Annotated in this window: 16 protein-coding genes; 6 read left to right on the forward strand and 10 right to left on the reverse strand. The window is 62.6% G+C overall.

The window, feature by feature from the left end; genetic code table 11:
- Positions 1-19: 19 nt before the first annotated feature.
- Both P0M12_RS11295 and P0M12_RS11300 read right to left on the reverse strand, forming a co-directional pair.
- Positions 20-739, reverse strand: a complete 720-nt coding sequence (locus P0M12_RS11295) for an SDR family oxidoreductase (protein ID WP_007735537.1) — start codon at positions 737-739, stop codon at positions 20-22.
- Between the two features lie 30 nt (positions 740-769).
- Positions 770-1,846 carry an alkene reductase gene (locus P0M12_RS11300; RefSeq protein WP_158170685.1) on the reverse strand — a complete coding sequence of 359 codons (1,077 nt, stop codon included), beginning with the start codon at positions 1,844-1,846 and terminating at the stop codon, positions 770-772.
- A 157-nt stretch (positions 1,847-2,003) separates the two neighbouring features.
- On the opposite strand from P0M12_RS11300, the gene P0M12_RS11305 reads away from it, so the two are divergent.
- Positions 2,004-2,606, forward strand: coding sequence for a TetR/AcrR family transcriptional regulator (locus tag P0M12_RS11305; protein WP_007735533.1), 603 nt, complete (start codon positions 2,004-2,006; stop codon positions 2,604-2,606).
- A 511-nt stretch (positions 2,607-3,117) separates the two neighbouring features.
- Positions 3,118-3,360 (forward strand): hypothetical protein, encoded by a 243-nt coding sequence (locus P0M12_RS11310; RefSeq protein WP_152440006.1) that lies wholly within the window; start codon positions 3,118-3,120, stop codon positions 3,358-3,360.
- A 747-nt stretch (positions 3,361-4,107) separates the two neighbouring features.
- Here P0M12_RS11310 and dnaB read toward each other — a convergent pair.
- The 5 genes from dnaB to rpsF form a co-directional block, all read right to left on the reverse strand.
- Positions 4,108-6,765, reverse strand: a complete 2,658-nt coding sequence (dnaB, locus tag P0M12_RS11315) for a replicative DNA helicase (protein ID WP_257216880.1) — start codon at positions 6,763-6,765, stop codon at positions 4,108-4,110.
- Between the two features lie 508 nt (positions 6,766-7,273).
- The gene (gene rplI, locus P0M12_RS11320; protein WP_007735531.1) at positions 7,274-7,729 is read right to left on the reverse strand and encodes a 50S ribosomal protein L9; all 456 of its coding nucleotides are present in this window, start codon (positions 7,727-7,729) and stop codon (positions 7,274-7,276) included.
- Positions 7,730-7,747: 18 nt separating this feature from the next.
- Positions 7,748-7,990 carry a 30S ribosomal protein S18 gene (gene rpsR / locus P0M12_RS11325; RefSeq protein ID WP_003941245.1) on the reverse strand — a complete coding sequence of 81 codons (243 nt, stop codon included), beginning with the start codon at positions 7,988-7,990 and terminating at the stop codon, positions 7,748-7,750.
- 39 nt (positions 7,991-8,029) lie between these two features.
- The gene (locus tag P0M12_RS11330; RefSeq protein ID WP_003941248.1) at positions 8,030-8,554 is read right to left on the reverse strand and encodes a single-stranded DNA-binding protein; all 525 of its coding nucleotides are present in this window, start codon (positions 8,552-8,554) and stop codon (positions 8,030-8,032) included.
- 64 nt (positions 8,555-8,618) lie between these two features.
- Positions 8,619-8,906 (reverse strand): 30S ribosomal protein S6, encoded by a 288-nt coding sequence (gene rpsF / locus P0M12_RS11335; RefSeq protein WP_003941237.1) that lies wholly within the window; start codon positions 8,904-8,906, stop codon positions 8,619-8,621.
- A gap of 210 nt (positions 8,907-9,116) precedes the next feature.
- Between rpsF and P0M12_RS11340 the strand changes: the two genes are divergently transcribed.
- From P0M12_RS11340 to P0M12_RS11350, 3 genes are read left to right on the forward strand one after another with little or no spacing between them, the layout of a single operon-like run.
- Positions 9,117-10,472: a membrane protein gene (locus tag P0M12_RS11340; protein ID WP_003941247.1), complete on the forward strand. Its 1,356-nt coding sequence runs from the start codon at positions 9,117-9,119 to the stop codon at positions 10,470-10,472.
- Complete coding sequence (locus tag P0M12_RS11345; RefSeq protein WP_042922028.1) at positions 10,472-11,056, forward strand: GNAT family protein; 585 nt, start codon at positions 10,472-10,474, stop codon at positions 11,054-11,056. Before P0M12_RS11340 ends, P0M12_RS11345 begins: the two co-directional genes overlap by 1 nt.
- 45 nt (positions 11,057-11,101) lie before the next feature.
- On the forward strand, positions 11,102-11,881 hold the full coding sequence (locus tag P0M12_RS11350; RefSeq protein ID WP_277377730.1) for a DUF4190 domain-containing protein: 780 nt from the start codon (positions 11,102-11,104) through the stop codon (positions 11,879-11,881).
- A 6-nt stretch (positions 11,882-11,887) separates the two neighbouring features.
- On the opposite strand, the gene P0M12_RS11355 is transcribed toward P0M12_RS11350, so the two are convergent.
- Positions 11,888-15,730: a WD40 repeat domain-containing protein gene (locus tag P0M12_RS11355; RefSeq protein WP_277377731.1), complete on the reverse strand. Its 3,843-nt coding sequence runs from the start codon at positions 15,728-15,730 to the stop codon at positions 11,888-11,890.
- Positions 15,731-15,916: 186 nt separating this feature from the next.
- Between P0M12_RS11355 and P0M12_RS11360 the strand changes: the two genes are divergently transcribed.
- Positions 15,917-16,216 (forward strand): LuxR C-terminal-related transcriptional regulator, encoded by a 300-nt coding sequence (locus P0M12_RS11360; protein ID WP_003941253.1) that lies wholly within the window; start codon positions 15,917-15,919, stop codon positions 16,214-16,216.
- Between the two features lie 2 nt (positions 16,217-16,218).
- On the opposite strand, the gene P0M12_RS11365 is transcribed toward P0M12_RS11360, so the two are convergent.
- The gene (locus P0M12_RS11365) at positions 16,219-17,796 is read right to left on the reverse strand and encodes a glycosyltransferase 87 family protein (RefSeq protein ID WP_054826678.1); all 1,578 of its coding nucleotides are present in this window, start codon (positions 17,794-17,796) and stop codon (positions 16,219-16,221) included.
- Positions 17,797-17,835: 39 nt separating this feature from the next.
- The gene (locus P0M12_RS11370; protein WP_007735524.1) at positions 17,836-19,983 is read right to left on the reverse strand and encodes a transglycosylase domain-containing protein; all 2,148 of its coding nucleotides are present in this window, start codon (positions 19,981-19,983) and stop codon (positions 17,836-17,838) included.
- Between the last annotated feature and the right edge of the window lie 361 nt (positions 19,984-20,344).

Here is a 20,344-nt window from a genome sequence, read left to right on the forward strand (position 1 = left end):
CCGCGACGCCTCCGCTTGGCTACTGCTGCGGCGCTGCAGTTCCGAGTTGCGGGTAGAGAGCTTCGATGGGCGCACTGAGTCCAGCTTTGACCTGAGCGGATGCTTCGTCGGCGAGGACTTCGTACTCGCCTGCCTCGACCGCGTCGAACACGGTGCGTACGAGGTCCGCTGGATCAGTTTTGGGGTCGGTGGAGTGCGCGGCCATGGGGGTGTCGACCCAGCCGACGTGGACGCCGACGACGTGGACGCCTGCGGGTGCGAGTTCGAGGCGAAGTGAGTTGGTCGCAGACCATAGTGCAGCTTTGGTGGCGCTGTAGATACCCGCGACGGCGTACCAACTCAGCAGCGAGTGGATGTCTATGATGACCGACTCGTCCTGGGCTGTAAGGATCGGCGCGAAGGCGCGGGCGAGAAAGAGGGGGCCGAGGAAGTTTGTTTCGACATTGGCGCGGATTTCCTCGTCGGTATGGGTGAGGATGCCCGTGCTGGAGGTGGAAGTGCCGGCGTTGTTGATCAGAACGGTCACGTCCGATGCGGCGGAAACGACAGCTTCGATGGATGCGGGATTGGTGACGTCGAGGGCGAGGGGGACGATCCGTTCGTCGTCCCACGTACGAGGAGTGCGAGCGGTGGCATATACCTTCGACGCACCGCGAGCGAGGGCTTCGTGGACGAAGTGGGTGCCGATGCCGCCGTTTGCTCCGGTGACGAGGACAACGGATCCGTTGAGTGAGGGCATGTCAGGTTCCTTGGGTTACGTGGCGGATGGTCAGACGTGTGCGAGGGTCGGGTAGTCGGTGTACCCCGCTTCGCCGCCGCCGTAGAGGGTGGTCGGGTCCACAGTGTTCAGTGGCGCTCCCAGGCGTAGACGGTCGACGACATCGGGGTTCGCCAGTGCGAACTGCCCCAGCGGCGCGATGTCAGCCAGACCGGCGTCGATGTCGCCGGAGATCTGCTCACGCGTGCGCCCGAAGCGCACGACCAGGACAGCGGTCGGCCACACGTCACGGAACGAGCGGAGCAAATCGTCGTCACCGACATGATGGACGTGGAGGTAGGCAAGGCTCAGTGCCGCGAGTTCCCCGACCAGGTGCGTGTACTGGGCGCGCACGCTCCCGATCTCACCTTCGTCGATCCCGCCCAACGGCATCGACGGGGAAATCCGGATCCCCACCCGATCGGCTCCGATTTCTTCTGCCACTGCCGCGGCGACCTCGATCACGAAGCGAGACCGGTTTTCCACCGATCCGCCGTACTGATCAGTGCGGTGGTTCGAGTTCGGGGAGAGGAATTGGTGCAGCAAATACCCGTTCGCAGCGTGAATCTCCACCCCGTCTGCGCCGGCTGCGATCGCGGATGCCGCAGCATGCCGGAAATCGGCGATCGTCGTCTCAATGTCGGAGATGCTCATCTCCCGCGGCACCGGAGTCTTCTGCGGACCGGTCGCGGTGAACATGTCCTGATCAGCCGAGATGGCCGAGGGGGCTACCGGCGGACGGTGATGTGTTGTGTTGTCCGGGTGCGACATCCGGCCGACGTGCATCAGCTGGATGAACAGCGCACCGCCACCATCATGGACGGCGTCGGCGACGTGTGACCAGCCCTCGATATGAGCCGGAGTGTAGATCCCAGGCGTGTTCGGGTAACCCTGCCCGTCGTCGGAGGGCTGGGTGCCCTCGGTGATGACCAGTCCGAGCGAGGCGCGCTGGCCGTAGTAGGTCGCTACGAGCGGGCCCGGGGTGCCGTCCGGGTTTGCTCGGTTGCGGGTCATCGGCGCCAAGGCGAGTCGGTGCGGGAGTTCGACGCGTCCGAGGGCGAACGGTTGCCAGAGTGAAGGTGATGTCATGAGCGGGGTGCTCCTCAGGTAAATCGGTCAGGTAGGTCATCGGTGCGATGCAGAGGTGATGTCTCGTGGGACGATCAAGGGGACATCTGAACCGCATCAATATTGACTACAGTCATAACTGAATGTACTCAATATCTATTCCCGAAGGATATCCGTCATGCCATCCGCTTCCCAGCCAGCCGGAAGGCGCGAGCGAAACAAGCAGCAGAAACTTGTCCGTATTACCGCCGCTGCCAGCGAACTCTTCGCCGAGTACGGCGTCGACGATGTCACCACCCAACAGATCGCCGAGAAGGCGGACGTCGGTACCGGGACGGTGTTCCTGTACGCCAAGACGAAAGGCGAGTTGCTCCTACTTGTGCAGAACGCGAACTACAGCGAAGCACTCGCGCGGGGCCGCACGGATGCCGAAAACATCTCCGACGTACTCGACGCGGTGATGGCGATCATCGGCCCGATCGTGGAATGCAACCGCACCCAGATCGACAACGGACGCACCTACCTGCGGGAGATGGTGTTCGGCAACCCCGAGGAACCCCACCATGCGGAAGCGCTCACCATCGTCGGCCAGACCGAAGAAGCCATCGCAGCAGTGCTGCGCCGAGGCGGTCAAATCGGAGAGGCCGAGGCTGCAACGCGGGCGCACGTGGTGTCGGCGATCATGTTCCTCGCAATGGCGGCCACTGTAAACATCGCTCGTACTGTCGACGAAATCAGGGGGGAGATCAAGGCCCAGGTGGCCGCTCTTCTGCCGCACTGATGCCCTGCGCCACGGCACTGTCACTTCTGGCGCCGATCGCGGAGACTTGCCGATCGAAACCAAATGCCCTTAGCGTCCTCATGCGAGGCCGGTGCGCGCTTGGACACGGTTACACAGGTCTATGATGCGAGAATCAAATACCCTCTTGGCCAATCGAATTGAGTTTCGCATGTGAGCGACTCCGCCAGGATCGACGGGTCGATCCTGTACTTGCCGAAACCTATTCACTATTGTTGTCCACCGACTTCGATCCGCGGTCGACACTCAAAGAGCCCCGCGCCTGAAAACTACGGCAAGTTCTGCATCTTGACCGACTTCAGACCTGACTCGTTGCTGCACTCGTAATGCCGTAGCCACCGAAGGCGAAAGGGACCGCACAAGCTTTCCCCAACAAATGCGCCTGCCCGCATCCAATCTACGATACAAACAAGGCTGCGAGCGAAATACTGTGCAAGAAAAAATGTTTCAAGAATTTAATGCTTCGCGGCGGATGTCGCGAATAGCTCGAGCGATGGCTTGCCCACCCCCGATCGACTACCGGCGCCGACGACGCATCTTCCCGGCCCCCTCTGATATCGGGCGCAATCACACTCGACTCCTCGCTCGCGCGGCAAACGCCTACCTGACCGAAGCCTTCACATGGAAAATCCAGCGCTACATCTGGCAACCCCTGACCGGCAGCGACCCACTCGTAACCTACGGCGCTGCTCTGCTCCACGGCCCCACCGCCTATAGCTACCGCAAATTGTGCTGACGATGCCTGCCGACCTGCAAGACAAATCCGGCGAGGCCGCCCATAGGCTCCTACTCAAGCATCGAATCGGTGAACCCACTAGCTAAACAACACAATTCAGTGCAATCCGGAACATGGGCGGCCCGAGGACGCGAAGAACACTACCTTCGAGACATCGGCCGCAGCGACCTCCGAAGAACTAGTCTGTCACTCACACTCGCGGCCTCGACGGCAGGCGACCCCAAAGAATTTGTCCATCTAGCGCTCTCCGGTGAAATGGTTGCCGCACTTCGACTCTGCCGATTCACCGAAACCGCCCTCTGCGCGTGGGAGACAGAGGCTGCAGCAACTTTAGGAATCCGAACCACTCAAATCAGCCGAGAATGCGCGTACCTCTCCAAGTCACTCGGAACGGAAATCTTCGCTCGAAGAATGCCCAATGGGACTCGCGAACCCACACCCACAGGCACTGCGCTGTACAACCTCGCCCGGGCGAACATCGACAAACTACGCCGTCGCCAGCTACGAACCACCCTGCGCAGACTAGACACTGAAGAACCACGCTCACGATTTCTTCAACGCGACCCAGTCGCCGCACTGTATCTCAGGTCGACAAGTTCCATACACAAATCAAACTGCCCCAGATCCGGACGGTGTGTGCTGGGCCTACATCCGCGCTTCGTCCCAACATCGACATAATCGCTGGTGCTCGCCCCGAATCCCACCATGACCGATTCTTGTCCCACCTTCAGGCGATGGCGGCAGCAGCTATCCCCGCGCCATATCGACGAACTTCGAGAGATGAAGCTGGTGCGCCACAGTGATTGTCGCGGTCGGGCCGTTACGGTGCTTACCCAGAATCAGGTCGGCTTCACCGCCACGGGGATCGTCTCGCTCGGTCGCGTCGGGGCGGTACAGCAGAATCACCATGTCGGCGTCCTGCTCGAGTGAACCGGACTCACGAAGGTCGGCGACCTGGGGACGCTTGTCGGTTCGCTGCTCAGGACCACGGTTGAGCTGACAGATCGCGACAACCGGAACTTCGAGCTCCTTCGCCAAAAGCTTTAGGCTACGGGAGAATTCGGAGACTTCCTGCTGACGGGACTCGACCTTTTTACCGGAGCTCATAAGCTGGAGGTAGTCGATGACGATCAGGCGAATGTCGTGTTTCTGCTTGAGCCGCCGCGCTTTTGCGCGGATTTCCATCATGGTGAGGTTGGGGGAGTCGTCGATGAAGAGCGGCGCCTCGCTGATCTCACTCATACGACGCGCGAGCTTGGTCCAGTCGTCGTCGGTCATCTTTCCGGAGCGCATGTCGCCGAGCTTGATCTTTGCCTCTGCGGACAGCAGACGCATGACGATCTCGGTTTTGCTCATTTCCAACGAGAACATGACGCTGGCCATGCCGTGCGTGATGGAGCAGGAACGCAGGAAATCCATTCCGAGCGTGGAATTGTGCGTCGGGACCATCGAATGACCGGCCAGGTACATGTGGTCGGCGTTGTCGACCTCGACGCAGCGAACCGGAACACTCGCAATTGGTCGAACATCGACAATGTAGCGCGATCCGCTGCGCGCAGTGCTTTTACTCGCTCGACGCTCCTTGTGCAGCATCGCTTTCCGCGTAAGACCGAACACTTCGTCATCAGTCGAGAAGGTCAAGGTGAATGCAGTCGACGAAGCCTCGGTGCGACCGTTGACTCGCTTTGTGCTCATTTGGCAGCGATAGCCAAGACTGACCACTAATTCCTGGGCGTCGCGGACGAGGCGCTCGTTGGTTACCGAAAACTGAACGGAGCCACCGGCAGTCACAGTTCCATCAGTGTCGAGAAGCCCGGCAAGAACCGCACGACGCTGTGCCTCGGACCCACGGAGATACTGGACAGGGATGTGCTTGTTGCCCAGAACACCGACCGTACGTAGGCGTCCTTGAACCGTGCCGTACTCATTGCGGCACTTCTGGCACAGTCGCAGCCCGATCGAAGGTCCACCACAGTGTGAACAGGTTGGCGCAGGTACAGGGTCAGACATGAAACGTGCTTTGCCGCCGCATGATTGACCGCACGTTCGCACCTGACTGGTGAACGGCACGAAGCTCTTTCCGCACACAACGCAATCGCGCGGAGCGACGGGATCTTCCGGGGCTAATTGAAGGCTGTAGCGCAAATGCGCCGACTTGGACGGAACTGCAACCAGGCCTTCGGCCTCGATCAACATGATGATCTCAGGATCAGCAGTGGTGAATTGTGCGCAGGCAGTAGAACCGTCACCTAGCCAAGCGCCAAGTGTGTAGGGCGGGACAAGGAGATCCTGCGTTGGTAGGTCGAGCGGCTTGGCATTCACGACAGAGTGATTAACGCGGCCATCCGCCGTTGCGCATCGCACCGTCGATGCGATCTCCGCCGTGGTTCGGACCTCGGCGAATGTCTTTTGATTCTTATAGCGGTTGTAACCTGTCTTGGCGTTCTGCGCTGAACGGCGCGAAGCACGCGTCTCCGTCAACCACTGATGCTGCTCGTCGGCAACCAACACAGTTCCGTCGGAGAACTCGACCTCGTAGCAAGGACGGTCAACCATCACGTCGGTAGCGGCAACAACCCGCGTCGGCTTGCCGTGGTTGTCAATCAACAGATCGCCGACAGCAACGTCACCCATCGTGGTCCAGCCACTGGGCGTCGCGAGGGGAGTATCGAGGGCAAGCGCCTTGCCCACACCAGGACGGGCCGCGACGATAATCATCTGACCAGCGTGAAGGCCGTTGGTGATCTCGTCGAGATCCTTGAATCCGGTGGGCACACCGAGGGAAATTCCACCGCGGCTGGCGATGGAGTCGATCTCGTCCATCGTGGGCTGGAGGAGCTCGGTGAGGGGTACGAAGTCCTCGGTGGTTCGACGCTCGGTGACCTCGAAGATCTCGGCCTGCGCGCGGTCGACAACCTCGGCCACGTCCTGACCCTCGGTGCCGGCGTAGCCGTACTGGACGATGCGAGTACCGGCGTCGACCAGACGACGCAGCACGGACTTCTCGGCCACGATCTCGGCATAGAAGGCGGCGTTGGCGGCTGTGGGCACTGTCTGGGTCAGCGTCACCAGGTAGGCAGCACCACCGATACGGCGGAGCTCACCTCGACGGTCGAGCTCGGCGGAGACCGTCACCGGGTCGGCGGGCTCGCCACGGCTGTAGAGGTCCAGGATCACGTCGTAGACGGACTGGTGGGCGGGCCGGTAGAAGTCACCCGGACGCAGTACCTCGAGGACGTCAGCGATGGCGTCCTTGCTCAGCAGCATGCCGCCGAGCACCGACTGCTCGGCAGTCATGTCCTGAGGTGGCTGGCGTCCGAACTCCTGGTCGGGCTCGGCCTCGGGAGGGCCCGGGTAGTCCGGCCCTGAGAAGTCGGAAGGTCCTCGATCATCTACAACAGCCACAAGCGAGACCTTCCCGTAAAACACTCGACGACACTGCCAGAAACCGCAGCGCCCTCATCATTTGTACCTGCCCCCACCGACATCCCCTAGCCGCATTCGGCCGGGCTGTAGATAGACGCCGAGATGACGTTAGGGACTAGTAGGTCCGCATACAAACCGGACTGTGGATAAACCTGTGGATGCTTTGTGGAAACTCCCGCCCCACGGTGTGCACCGCCTGTGGAGCATTTGGGGACTACTTTGCATAGTAACTACATAAGACCAGGTAGATGGGTATCCACAATTTCACAGGCCTGTTGATGAAAATAGTCTTTCCACAGTCGGCGCGTCGGTGTGTCGGGCGTGTTGCCTCGCCCGATTCGTCACTGATCACCAAGTCGAACATCACAGTGTGAGAGTTATCCCCAGGTCCGATTCGGGACGCTGCCAGGCGGCACACCGCACCCCGAAACAAAACGTCGGGCCCCACACACCGAAGTGTGCGGGGCCCGACGAGACGGACAGTCGACTATGCGCCGACGACGTTCAGGTTGAACTTGGCAACCACATCGGGGTGCAGGTTCACGACCACGGCGTGCTTGCCCGTGTTCTTGATGTGAGCCTTCGGCAACACGATGGAGCGCTTGTCGACAACCGGTCCACCGGCAGCCTTGATCGCAGCAGCGACGTCAGCGACGGTAACCGAACCGAAGAGCTTGCCCGAGCCACCGGCGGTCTTGACCGTCAGCGTTACGGACTCGAGGCCCTCGATAGCTGCCTTGAGCTCCTTGGCGTGATCCAGGCCACGCACAGCGCGCGCTTCCTGTGCACGACGGATGCCCTCGACCTGCTTCTCGGCGCCACGGGTGGCGACGATTGCCAGTCCGCGGGGGAGCAGGTAGTTACGGCCGTAGCCGTCCTTGACCTCCACGGTGTCGCCAGGCGCACCGAGGTTGTCCACGTCAGCGGTGAGGATGAGCTTCATGTTCTTTCCTCCCTTTCCTTAGCGAGCCACGGTGGCGTAAGGCAGCAGTGCTACCTCACGTGAGTTCTTGACGGCAATGGCAACGTCGCGCTGGTGCTGGACGCAATTGCCGGTGACACGGCGAGCACGGATCTTTCCGCGATCGCTGACGTACTTACGAAGCAACGTCGTGTCCTTGTAGTTGATCTGCGTGTTCTTCTCTTTGCAGAAGGTGCAGACCTTCTTCTTCATAACCTTGTCGCGCAAGGGCGGCTTCGGCATGTCTTTGCTCTTTTCTGGATGTTCCTGATCAGGTACGGATCAGAAGGGCGGTTCGTCGCTGCCCGCACCACCGAAGGAGCCCGAAGCCTGAGGCGCACTGCCCCAAGGATCGTCTCCACCCGAAGGTGCAGCGCTCGGACGTCCGCCACCCGATCCGCCGGAGGAACCGCCGAAGTTGCCGCCTCCACCGCCGCCACCACGGTTGGCCTTGTTGACCTTTGCCGTGGCGTACTTCAGTGAAGGACCGATTTCATCGACTTCGAGCTCGACGACAGTTCGCTTTTCGCCCTCGCGAGTTTCGTACGAACGCTGCTTGAGCCGGCCGCTCACGATTACTCGTGAACCACGGGTCAAGCTCTCCGCGACGTTCTCGGCTGCTTCGCGCCAGATGTTGCAACGCATGAACAGCGCATCGCCGTCTTTCCATTCATTGGAATTACGGTCGAAGGTGCGGGGCGTGGAAGCAACCGTGAAGTTTGCAACCGCGGCACCCGCCGGGGTGAAACGAAGTTCAGGATCAGCCGTCAGGTTTCCGATGACGGTGATGATGGTGTCGCCAGCCATGTGGTTCCTCCTGCATTGATGTAAGACCGTTGGGCGCGAGAGTAGAGCTCGCTACCGACAGTAATTACTTGTTGTGGCGCAGAACCTTCGTGCGCAGAACCGACTCGTTCAGACCGAGCTGACGATCGAGCTCAGCGACGGTGGCGGGAGTGGCGTTGATGTCGATCACCGCGTAGATACCTTCAGCATGCTTCAGGATCTCGTAGGCGAGACGACGCTTACCCCAGACATCGACCTTGTCGATCGTGCCGCCGTGCTGGCGCACAACATTGAGGAACGTATCCAGTGAAGGAGCGACAGTGCGCTCGTCCAGGCTGGGGTCAAGGATGACCATCAATTCGTAATGACGCATAAGACCTCATCACCTCCTGTGGACTAAGTGAAAACGGCCACGGACTATCCGTGGCAGGAGGGTCGTTGCGTCAGCAACCCTCGTAGGTTACACGAGGGGCCTTGACCAGGGAAATCGTCCCGGCCCTCCGGGAAGACCGCCAGGTCGATGCGCGACGCGTGGTGCAGACGCATCACCCCGCGAGCCACTGCGCCCCCTAGGGTGAGAATCATGCGAACAGACCGCAAGACCCCGGCGTCGATCCTGGCGTTGGTCGTCGGATTGTGCGGGCTGACGATGGCGCTGGGCTATTTCAACAAGGCCAGATGCGGCGGTGCACCGTTCGCGCCCGACGGTCGAAGCCTGAACTTCGACGTCAACAAGAACATCGACGTCTGCTACTCCGACATTCAGTTGCTCTGGCTCGGACGAGGTATCGATCAGCATCTGTTCCCCTTCGTCACCGGAGGGATAACGCCCGAAGGATTCCTGACCGGCGGAACCGTCGAATACCCGGTGCTCAGCGGAATTCTGATGTGGCTGGGCGGTATCGGCTCACACACCGACACCGATTTCCTTCTGCACTCGGCCCTGATCCTGGCTCCTTTCGGACTGCTCACGGCGTGGATGCTCGGCAAGATGAGCGGCGCGTACGCGCTCGTGTGGTCGGCAACTCCGCCCCTGGTTCTGTACGCATTCCACAACTGGGAGCTCCCGGTGGTGGCCACCAGCGTCGGCGCGATCTTCCTGATGACGTTCGAGCGGATCCCGCTGCGAACTCGCGCGGTTCTGGCGGCCGTCATCCTGGCGATCGGTTTCTGTTTGAAGCTGTACCCGGGAATGTTCGTGCTGCCGCTCATGGCCTACGTGCTTCTACGCGGCACCGAAGGCAAGCGCTACGACGTTCGTGGAGCGCTGATGACGGCGGGCGCGGCGATCGTCACCGTCGTCCTCGTCAACCTGCCGTTCGCCCTCATTTCCTACGAAGGCTGGCGCGCGTCGTTCAGCTTCCAGGAGAAGCGAAGCGCGGACATCACCACCAACTCGGTGTGGTTCTGGGGTTTGCGCCCGTTCTACGGTTTCGGAGTTCGCGAGCTCAACGCCGACTACGACGCACTGGTGAGCATCCTGTCTCCGGTGATGATCCTGTTGTCATTCGCGCTCGCGATGTATCTGGGTTGGCGCCGCTACGTCCGCGACGGCTACTTTCCGTGGATTGCAGTCAGTGCCGCGATGCTGTGCGGATTCGTGTTGCTGCACAAGGTCAATTCACCGCAGTACACACTGTGGATCCTGCCTTTCCTCGTACTGTTCAAGATCCGGTGGTTCTGGATCGTCGCCTATCTGGTCGCCGACGCTGCGTTGGGTATCGGCATCTTCCGGTACTTCTACCAACTGGACATGAATCTCGATCCGAGCAAGTACGAAGCCGTCGTCCAGGCGAGTGTGTGGGGCCACGTCGTCCTGCTCGCCGTGTTCTTCTTCTTGTTCCTGCGAGTCCCGTTGCGGTATCCGCTTGCCGGTGGGACCGATCAGATTGCGAACTCCGACAACAACCTTCCGACTCACTCACGGGAGCACGCCTGATGACTGCATCATGGTTCGAATCACCGACGCTGACCGGTGATCGTGTCCGACTCGAACCCCTGGGCGTCGCGCACACCGACGCTCTGCTCGCTGCTGCCGACGACCCGGCGATCTTTCGTTGGACCGCATCGCCCATCACCGATCGGGAACAGGCACAGAAGTACATCGCTGCAGCAACCGACGACCCTAATCGGATCGCCTTCGCGCAGGTGAACATCGCGACGAACGCCGTGGTCGGCACCACGTCCATGTACCAGATCGACCCGGTAAACCGCAGTCTTGCAATCGGATACACGTGGTTGTCGCGATCGGTTCAGGGAACCGGGATCAATCCCGAATCGAAGCTGCTCCTGCTTCGTCACGCCTTCGACCAGCTCGAAGCCGTACGCGTCGAGTGGCACACGGACGAGTTCAACGAACAGTCCAGGGCCGCGATCGCAAAGCTCGGCGCTCAGTTCGAGGGCCTGCTGCGCAAGCACCGACGCCGTGTCGACGGCAGTTGGCGTACAACAGCGCTGTTCGCGATGACCGACGACGATTGGCCGACCATCGCACCTCAGCTCGAGACACGTACCCGAAACTAGCCATCACCTGCACTCTTCGACGAAGTCCATGCCAAGATTCACCTCATGAACGATCAGGGTGGGTACGGGTACCAGGGCAATCAGAATTGGCAACCGGCTACGTACGGGCAGCCCGATCCGTACGGCAGGCGACCGACGAACACACTCGCGGTACTCGCCCTCGTCTTCGCGTTCCTCATCGCGCCGTTGGGGATCGTCTTCGGGCACATCGCTCGCGGCCAGATCAAACGGACCGGCGAAGAAGGCGACGGACTCGCCCTTGCCGGACTGATCATCGGCTACATCTTCACCGCACTCGGCATCCTGGCCGTGATCGTGTGGATCGCGTTCTTCGGGCTGCTCGCCGCCGCTTTCGGCAACGCCGCCAATGAAGCGAGTTCGCGGAGTCTCACCTATACGACGCCGTACTCGTACTCCACGACCACGACTCGGGCGCCGAGTGCACCCACCACAGCGCCGAAAACGACGACGCCCCCACGCGTCACAACCTCGATCGGACCAGCGCCGACCGTCTCGGGCACCAACCGTCAGGGCTTCATCTCCGGCGGCCCCAGTTGCAACTCCACCAATCCTGCCGTCGCCATCGCCGTCACGACCGGATCACGAATCGTCATCTGCGAAACCGGAGTCGGGCGTTACTACTACAAGGGTCAACGGCTGAGCGACGGCGCCACCATCGAACTCGACGATCCGACGCCCACCGGCAACGGATTCACCGTCACCAACAAGGACGTGACGTACAAGCTCACCTCCGCCGGACTGGTGATCACCGGCAGCGGAGGCGAGCTGGGTCGGGAACCGGCGCTCGAGTTCTGGATGAACTGACCCACGTCAGCCGGCACACGGATCCTGATAGGGAACACCGGGCAGGTACCGCTCCCATTCGGCTTCCGTGATGGGAGATCCTGCGGTGCGGCACAATCGATCAACGACGCCGTCGGGGTCGATTCCCCACAAGCGAACGGTCTTGTCCGACCCGCTACCCGCGATCATGTCACTCTCGCCGGCGAACTGAGCGTCGTTGACGCGACCCGGGTAGGCGGACAGCGTCGCAAATCGTGTTGCCTGCGAGGGAGTCTCGATGTCCCAGAGCCAGACGGTTCCGTCGCCGACACCGGCAGCGAGCCGATCACCGGCGCGGTTGAACGAGATCGAATAGATTGCGCCCTCGGGGCCGACGAGACGAGCGAGTTCCTCGGGTGCCGACGGTGTGCGTACGTCCCACACGGCGACACCGTGATCCGCACTTCCAGCGGCCAACAGCGTTCCGTCGGCGCTGAAAGACACTGCTAATGCGTAGCTTTCGAATCCACCCACCGTCGCCGCCACCCGGGGCGACGCTGCGTTCGACACGTCCCACAGATCCACTTCGTTCTTGGCGTTCGCGATCGCCAAGATGTCGGTACCTGGCTGAAAGGCCATCATCTGCGGGTAGGAGCCGACATCGGTCAACGACAACAGTTTCGGAGCCGACGGGTCGGAAACGTCGACCAACGCAATACTGTTGTCGTCCTGCGAGGACACCGCCAGCAGATCTCCGGCGGGATTCAGTGCGACAACCGCCACGATGCCCTTCACATATACCGCAGGCTCGCCGTAGATACGTGGCGACGCCGGATCACTCAGGTCCCAAAGATATGCACCGCCGCCGCCGGTGCCGCTCACAGCCAGGTTCCCGTCTGCCGACACCGCCGACGCACCGCTGAAAGTTTCGGCCCCTTGCGGTTTCAACTCCGGCATCACCGCGGGGCGATCGAGATCCTCGGTGTTCCACGCCAACATCGCGCCACCCCTGGCACCGACGCCGGCCACCAGACGCGAGCCGTCCGCGGCAAAGGGACTGGTGAAGATCGTGTCCCGAGCTCCCGCCCAGACCGGACCCGGAAGAGCCCACACGCGAGTCACACCGTTGAGTCCCCCGGTGACCAGATTGCGGCCGTCATCGCTGTAGTCGACGGTGGTCACCGCCCCACTGTCCGGAAGTGTTTCGATCAATGCCCCGGTTCGGGGGTCCCACACGCGCACGGAGTTGTCGGAACTTCCTGCGGCAAGACGTGTTCCGTCTTTGCCGTAGTTCAGTTCGTTGACGTAGCTGGAAAATCCCGTCAGTGCCTGCAGGGGAGTGGGGCGCGCCGGATCGCTCATGTCCCACCGAACCACCTCCCTGCCAGTGGTTCCCGCCGCGAGCTCACGTCCGTCCGGGCTGAAGGCAACGCCGAGGTAGTGGACGGTGGTGCCGTTGGGCTCGGTCGCGAAGATCGGCGCCGATTCCTCACCCCACTTCGCGACGTCCCACACGCGCAGAGTCGCTTGACGCCCGCCCGCCACGAGGAAACGTCCGTCGGGGCTGAACGTCGCGGTGACAATGCCGTCAGCTGGATGCGGAAGAGCAAGCAAAGCAACGGCATTCGTGGAGGTGTCGATGTTCCATCGCAGGACGTCGGGCGTCGAGGTACCGGCGACCAGCTTGGTTCCGTCTGGGCTGAACTCCATGTCCTGCACTACGCGTTCACCGTCGACGGGAAGTGTTCCACGGACCGGATTCTTCGGGTCCGACACATCCCAGAGTGCAGCGCCGCCGGCACCACCGGTCGCAAGGAGCCGTCCGTCCGGGCTGTAGGCGACGGCAAAGAGGGCCGTGCCCTCCGAGACTCCGAGGAACTCCGCCTGCGGAACGGCTGAGGCAACACCGTCCACCATCGGATAAAGCCTGACCTTCCCGTCCGAACCACCCACCGCCACAACAGTTCCAGCTGGGTTGATCCGGGCCTTCATCGCGCCGGGCGGTCCGATGATGCGAGTAGCCGAATGAACGCCCGACGCATCCAGCAATGCCGAGCGGGCTTCGGTCGTTTCGTTGACCGCAAATGCCGCCAGAGCAAGCTGCGACGCCAGCGACGGATCCCGCTCACGCATCCTGATCGACTCGGTGGCCACCTGACGCGACATCGCCTCGTCGCGCGCAGTATCTGCTTGGACACGTTGACGATTGGCGCCGATACCGGCGACGGTGGCAACCACCGCCAACACCAGAGCGATCACCGACGCGGCTGCCAGCGCAGTCACGAGCCGTCGTAGCACGCGTGTACGTCGGCGATCGGCAAATTCCTGCTGATCACGATGCTCGATGCTCGCGGCGAGGTACTCCCGCTCGGTGGCATTGAGGTCGGCGGCGCGGGTCCGACTCGGTTCCAGTGGGAGCCCGAGTTCGCCCGAACGCAGCCATTCTTCCGTCAGATGAAGACGTGCGGGTCCGAGCAGCGCGCCGGGGTCGCGTCCACTGTCTTCCCACACCTGCGCCGCGTAGGTGAACCGGCGATGCACCGCCAGACCGGCGCGGTCCGAGTCGATCCAATCGCGAAGCCGACTCCACGCGGACAGCAAGACCTCGTGCGAAACCTCGACCGTCTCCTCGTCGACGGTGAGAAGGCGCCGTAAGGCGAACCGGTCGATGACGGTATTCACGTCGTCGACGTCGTCACCGAGGAAAAGTTCGGTGCGCGGTGCCCGCCGACGCGTCTGCGTCACTTCGTCGACGTTGACCAATCGCAGGAAGATCCTGCGCGCCAACTGCTGCTGCCGCTCTGTGAGCTCGCCGTACACTTCCTCCGCGCTTTGCTGGACAGCTCCGGCGATCCCGTCGGTGGCGTAGTAATCCGAGACGGTCAGAGTTTTACGCGTCGACCGTTGCCAGGTCCCCAACAGTGCGTGTGACAGCAAGGGCAAAGCTCCGGGGTCGCTCGCCGTACGCGAGCCGCGTGGTGTCAGCTCGGAGACCAGAACCTGAACCAATTCGCTCTGCACGGTCATCCCGGCCTTGACCGCCGGCTCGACGATCACCTCGCGCAATTGTTCGTCGGTCAGTGGCCCGACCACCATCGGCGAATCGTCGAGCAGCGGCACCAAAAGCGGTTCCTCCGCCGCGAGCCCGTAGAAGTCGGCGCGCATTCCGATGACGGCGATGGTGTTCTCACCGAGTTCCGCGAGTGTCCGCAGTATTTCCTCGCGCCGATCACCGTCGCACTGCGTCCACAGTTCCTCGAACTGGTCGAGGATCAAGACCGTTGGTTCGTCGGAAATCGACGACGGGATTCCTCCTGTACCCGGCTGCAGGGTTTCCACCCGCCAACCGTCGAACCGTGGATCGTCCCCGGCAACCTTGGGGGCGAGCCCGGCCCGCAGCAACGACGACTTACCCGATCCTGAAGCACCGATCACCATGAACTGACGGCGACCGACACCCCGTATCGCCGACGCCACCCGCTCGACCAAGTTGGCAGTGAGTTCGTCTCGACCGAAGAACCACTCGGCATCCTCCTGCCGGAACGACTCGAGACCTCGATACGGAACGGTGGCGTCGCCGCGTCGTCTGGCCGTCAGCTGTCTCACTCGTTGCACCGCACTGATCCAGCGCTGCCGCTCATCCTCGGAATCGACGCCGCAGGCCTCGAGGAGCGCGAAAAACATCGGGGTACTCGCCGGCGTCGGCAGGTGTTGGCCGGCAAACCATCCGCTGACGGTTCCGTGCAAACCACCCGAACGCTCGACGGCTTCGCGGACCGTCAGTCCGGCTGCGTTCCACAGTGCAGTGAGCGTCCCAGCAAACTGCCCACGCGACTCGATCCGGGCGGGATCGACCTGATTGTGCGTACCGGCTTCCGCCTTCGAGTTCATAGCGACGCACTCTATCGGAGCAGGTAGGGGATTTGTCCGTTGTATGGACTCCGTATCGAGAGAGTTGCACCCGTTCCACTGAGACACCTCGATCGAAATACTCGTCTCGGTCGCACCCTGAGCCAGCAGCCCTTCTGCAAATACGGCAGTCGACGCCCATCCCCTCCGTCGAAAGGCGCTACTCGCATGTCTTCGATCGGCATTTCTCCGAAGATCGAGGCAAACGTGTCCCGAGTCGGCAACCCCAAGCACGGCAAGCACAAGCCGAAGCTGAGCGTCCGTGAGATCGAAGTACTTCTTGCCTGGCTACGTTCGGATTCCAAGTCCGAGGTCGCCGAGACACTCGGCCTACGCGTCTGCACCGTCAACACACACATCACTCGGATCCGCACGAAGTACAGCGACGTCGGGCGGCCGGCTCCCACGAAGGCAGCGTTGTTCGCCCGCGCGGTTCAGGACGGGTACACCACCCTCGACGAGTGGTGACCTCAGACCGCGACGGTTTCCGGTTCCTTCGCCTTGGACGGCTTCAACCAACCGGGTAGCCAGGCGGGTTGTTTGTCCGGTGCTTGATCGAGAACACCGCCCGCCGGATCGTCGATGAACCCGTACCGCACGAGATCCTCCGACGGCCGGTAGATCTGCCGGAGCACCAGCGCGCACAGAACGAGTACCGCGATGTCCCGGATCACGACCGTTCCGGTGAACCACTGCTCGGGCAGCCCCTTGTTGGACACCCCGAGGTAATACATCATTCGTGGAACCCAGACCAGGGCGTCGATGGTCATCCACGCGAGCAGGAGTCTGCGGTGCGGCAAGGCCAACACGGCCAGCGGCACCAGCCACAGAGAATACTGCGGGCTCCACACCTTGTTGGTGAGCAGGAAGCCCGCCACCAACAGGAAGCACAGCTGCGCAACTCGCGGACGACGCTGCGCCGTCAGGGCGACGTATCCGACACCGATGCAGACGGCCACGAACAAAAGCAGAGAGACGGCGTTGAGATTCGACGGTGACTCACCCTGTGCGAGAGGACCGTCGAGGCCCTTCCACGACGTGAACGACGCGATCACGTTGTAGAGCGAATCCGGATCGGCCCCGCGTTCGGAGTTGAGCCGGAAGAATTCGTACCAACCATGGGGGTACAGCGCGGCAATGGGCAGGTTCACCGCAAGCCATGCCGCGACCGCGCTGAGAGCGGTCACCAGCCAGTCCCTCGTCTTGCCCGCGCGCAGACACAGGACCAAGAGCGGTCCCAGTAGGAGCAGCGGGTAGAGCTTCGCAGCGCCGCCCAGGCCGAGCAGGATTCCCGCGAGCACGGGCCGCTTACGTGCCCATGCCAACAACCCACCCGCCGCGAACGCCGTCGCCAGAGGATCGAAGTTCGTGAACACGTGCACGATCACCAACGGGGAACACGCGATGAGAGCGCCGTCCCACACTCGTCGTCCGGCCAGCAGGGTGCTCGCCCACACGGTGACCAGCCACGCCAACGCCAACCCGAACGCCACGACGTTGAAATAGAGCGCCACCTGAATCGCGCCCGGCAGCCAGGTGATCGAATCCCACGCCTTCGCGACTTTCATTGCGCCGTACTGGTAGAGCCCCGAGATGACCGGATACTCCATGTACCGCATCTGGATCGAACCGTCGCCGCGTACTTCTTCCCACGACGTCTTGTACGGGAATGCTCCCTGATCGAGGCGCTCGGCTCCGTACAGCGGAACGGTATCGGAGTAACACATCGCCACGTACTGACGGCTGCCACTCCAGTCGAGGCCGACCTGCCCGCTCTCGCCGACCGGCGCCTGCTGAATACAGCCCGCCTTGGCGAACCAGCCGAAAGCCAAGAACACCACGGCGAGCAGAAGGATCACTCGCATCGGTGTGAAGAAGCGAGTGCGCCCGATCAGTGCGTGACGACCTACCGGACCGCCGACGGTTCCCGACAGCGCAGACACCATCGCGTCGTTGCGACTGGGAACGTCCCGCCAATCCGCCGAACGAAGATCTTCGGCCAGCGGAGCGGGGGAGGTCGGTTCGGCATCATCAGCATTCGCGGCCACTCCGCGAGGTTACCGTCTTTCGAACCGACCACCCTCCAACTACTGGCCGGGGCTCACACCTGCCGGTTCTTCCTCGGTGGTCTCGCCTGCCCCTGGTACCTGTGGCGTGGTTGTCGTCGGCCGGGAGATGCCCGGAATCGGGATCGTGATGCCCGGCAGAACCTCGACCTGCGTCGTTGTCACCACGGGCGGCGGAGTGGTTTCCGTCGTCGTCGGTGCGGTGGTCGGCGGCGCCGACGTCTTGGGCGGTGCGGGAGCCGTGTACTCCGGAACACCACCGGCTTGACCGTTGATCTTGCCCGGCGTCGGGAACTTCTCGTTGTCGGTGCCCTCGAGGGCGCCGTCCATCGTGTCCTTCCAGATGTCCGAAGGCAGACCCGAGCCGTAGATCATCGCGCCACCGGAATTGGTGATCGCTTCACCGTCGGGAGTTCCGACCCAGACCGCGGTCGAAAGCGACGGCGTGTAGCCGACCATCCACGCGTCCTTGTTGGCTCCGGTGTCACCGAGCTGCGCGGTACCTGTCTTCGACGCCGACAGACGTCCGCCGGCCAGGTTGTGACCGCGCGAGTACGCCGCGATCGGCTGCATCGCAGCCGTCACGTTGTCCGCCACGGCAGCGTCGATGCGGTCTTCACCGGCGGGCGCGCCGCGGTCCAGCAGCACGGTGCCGTCGGCCGCGACGACCTTCTGCACGAAGTGCGGTGCGTGATACGTACCGGACGCGGCGAGTGTCGCGTACGACGACGCCATGTCGAGCACGCGGGCCTGGTACTGGCCGAGCACGATGCCGTTGTTGGGGCCGGAACCGTCGGCCTCGGTGAGCGACGGGCCGACACCCGGGATGTCCTTCGGGATGCCTGCCTTGTGAGCGATGTCCGCGATTTCCTGCGGGCCGTTGCCGTCGAGGCTGAGCATCTGACGGTAGAAGCTGGTGTTCAGCGAACGCTTGAGCGCCTCTGCGATGGTGCAGGTGCCGCAGCTTTCACCTTCGACGTTGCCGATGGAGATGCCGTTGACGGTCAGCGGTGAGCTGTCGTACATCTGCGAGAGCGGGATTCCCTGATCCAGGGCGGCTGCGAGGCCGAACACCTTGAACGAGGAACCGGTCTGAAGTCCGGCATTCGCGAAGTCGTATCCCGCGCCGTCCTCACCGCCGTAGTACGCCTTGACGGCTCCGGTCTTCGGATCGACCGAGACAACTGCGGTACGCAGATTCTCCGGCTCGCCCTCCATATTGGAACGGGCTGCTTCGACCGCTGCGGCCTGAGCCTGCGGGTCGATGGTCGTGGTGATCTGCAAGCCCTCGGTGTTGAGCAACTGCTCGCTGATTCCAGCGTCGCCGATCTCCTTGAGCACCTGACGCTTGATCAGGCCCTCGGGGCCGGTCGAGCCCTGGCTGCTGTTGTCGACCTGGGCGAGCGGGATGTAAGCGGGGTACTGCATCGGCGTGCGCGCGGCCTGATCCAGCGTGCCTGCAGACACCATGCCGTCGAGCACGTAATCCCAGCGGGACTTCGCGCCTGTCGGGTTGGTCTCGGGATCGAGGAGCGACGGAAGCTGGATCGACGACGCCAGGACGGCGCCTTCTTCGATGGACAGCTGGTCGACGGGTTTACCGAAGTAAGCCTTGGATGCTGCGCCGATGCCGTATGCGCCGCGACCGAAGTAAATGGTGTTCAGATACGCGGCGAGGATGTCGTCCTTGGACCACTCGTTGGCCATCTTCGAGGAGATGACGAGTTCCTTCATCTTTCGCGTCAGCGAACGCTCCGAGCCGACAAGCGCCTTCTTGACGTACTGCTGCGTGATGGTCGAGCCACCACCGGCGCTGTCGCGACCGAGGACGTTGTCTCGGGCCGCGCGTGCGAAACCGGAGATCGAGAAGCCCGGATTCGAGTAGAAATCGCGGTCCTCTGCGGCCAGAACAGCGTTGCGAACGTGCGGCGGTACCTGATCGAGCGAGACCTCGACGCGGTTGCCATCTGGCGGGACGACAGTGCTGATCACCGTGGTGCCGTCGGCGGCAAAGACCGTCGCCACCTGATTGGTCTTGAGGTCACCGGGCTTGGGGACGTCCTGCACGATGTACGCCGCCATGAAGGCAAGGACGGGCAGAACAAGACCGAGCGCCACCAAGACGTAGGCCGAGCGGCGAACTGTGCGCCACTTGGACTTCTTCTTCACGGTGCTCTTTCTTCCCTTCGGGGGTTGTCCGTCGTTGCCACCGCCACCGGAGCCACCTGTCGGTGGCTTCGTCGGTGGAGGTCCGACCGGCGGGCGGGAGCCCGCGTTGCTACGTGTGGTCGCTGCTGCTGCCGCGACGCGCTGGGTCGGTTCGTTCGCCTGAGCGCCTACGGCGCGATCTCGAGGCGGCGGGCCGGCAGGTCGGCCTTGCGGCGGACGACCCTGAGGAGGGGGACCGGCGGGGCGGCCCTGAGGAGGCGGGCCCGAAGGTCGGGCTTGCGGCGGACGACCCTGGGGCGGGGGTCCCATCGGACGACCTTGCGGCGGACGACCCTGAGGGGGCGGACCCATCGGAGGGCGT

This window comes from Rhodococcus sp. RCBS9 (genome assembly GCF_029457415.1).
GTDB lineage: Bacteria > Actinomycetota > Actinomycetes > Mycobacteriales > Mycobacteriaceae > Rhodococcus_F > Rhodococcus_F qingshengii.

Bases quoted from the DNA above. Each gene is read 5' to 3' on its own strand.
- P0M12_RS11295 (WP_007735537.1), bottom strand. From the start codon at position 739: ATGCCCTCACTCAACGGATCCGTTGTCCTCGTCACCGGAGCAAACGGC.
- P0M12_RS11300 (WP_158170685.1), bottom strand. From the start codon at position 1,846: ATGACATCACCTTCACTCTGGCAACCGTTCGCCCTCGGACGCGTCGAA.
- P0M12_RS11305 (WP_007735533.1), top strand. From the start codon at position 2,004: ATGCCATCCGCTTCCCAGCCAGCCGGAAGGCGCGAGCGAAACAAGCAG.
- P0M12_RS11310 (WP_152440006.1), top strand. From the start codon at position 3,118: ATGGCTTGCCCACCCCCGATCGACTACCGGCGCCGACGACGCATCTTC.
- rplI (WP_007735531.1), bottom strand. From the start codon at position 7,729: ATGAAGCTCATCCTCACCGCTGACGTGGACAACCTCGGTGCGCCTGGC.
- rpsR (WP_003941245.1), bottom strand. From the start codon at position 7,990: ATGCCGAAGCCGCCCTTGCGCGACAAGGTTATGAAGAAGAAGGTCTGC.
- P0M12_RS11330 (WP_003941248.1), bottom strand. From the start codon at position 8,554: ATGGCTGGCGACACCATCATCACCGTCATCGGAAACCTGACGGCTGAT.
- rpsF (WP_003941237.1), bottom strand. From the start codon at position 8,906: ATGCGTCATTACGAATTGATGGTCATCCTTGACCCCAGCCTGGACGAG.
- P0M12_RS11340 (WP_003941247.1), top strand. From the start codon at position 9,117: ATGCGAACAGACCGCAAGACCCCGGCGTCGATCCTGGCGTTGGTCGTC.
- P0M12_RS11345 (WP_042922028.1), top strand. From the start codon at position 10,472: ATGACTGCATCATGGTTCGAATCACCGACGCTGACCGGTGATCGTGTC.
- P0M12_RS11350 (WP_277377730.1), top strand. From the start codon at position 11,102: ATGAACGATCAGGGTGGGTACGGGTACCAGGGCAATCAGAATTGGCAA.
- P0M12_RS11355 (WP_277377731.1), bottom strand. From the start codon at position 15,730: ATGAACTCGAAGGCGGAAGCCGGTACGCACAATCAGGTCGATCCCGCC.
- P0M12_RS11360 (WP_003941253.1), top strand. From the start codon at position 15,917: ATGTCTTCGATCGGCATTTCTCCGAAGATCGAGGCAAACGTGTCCCGA.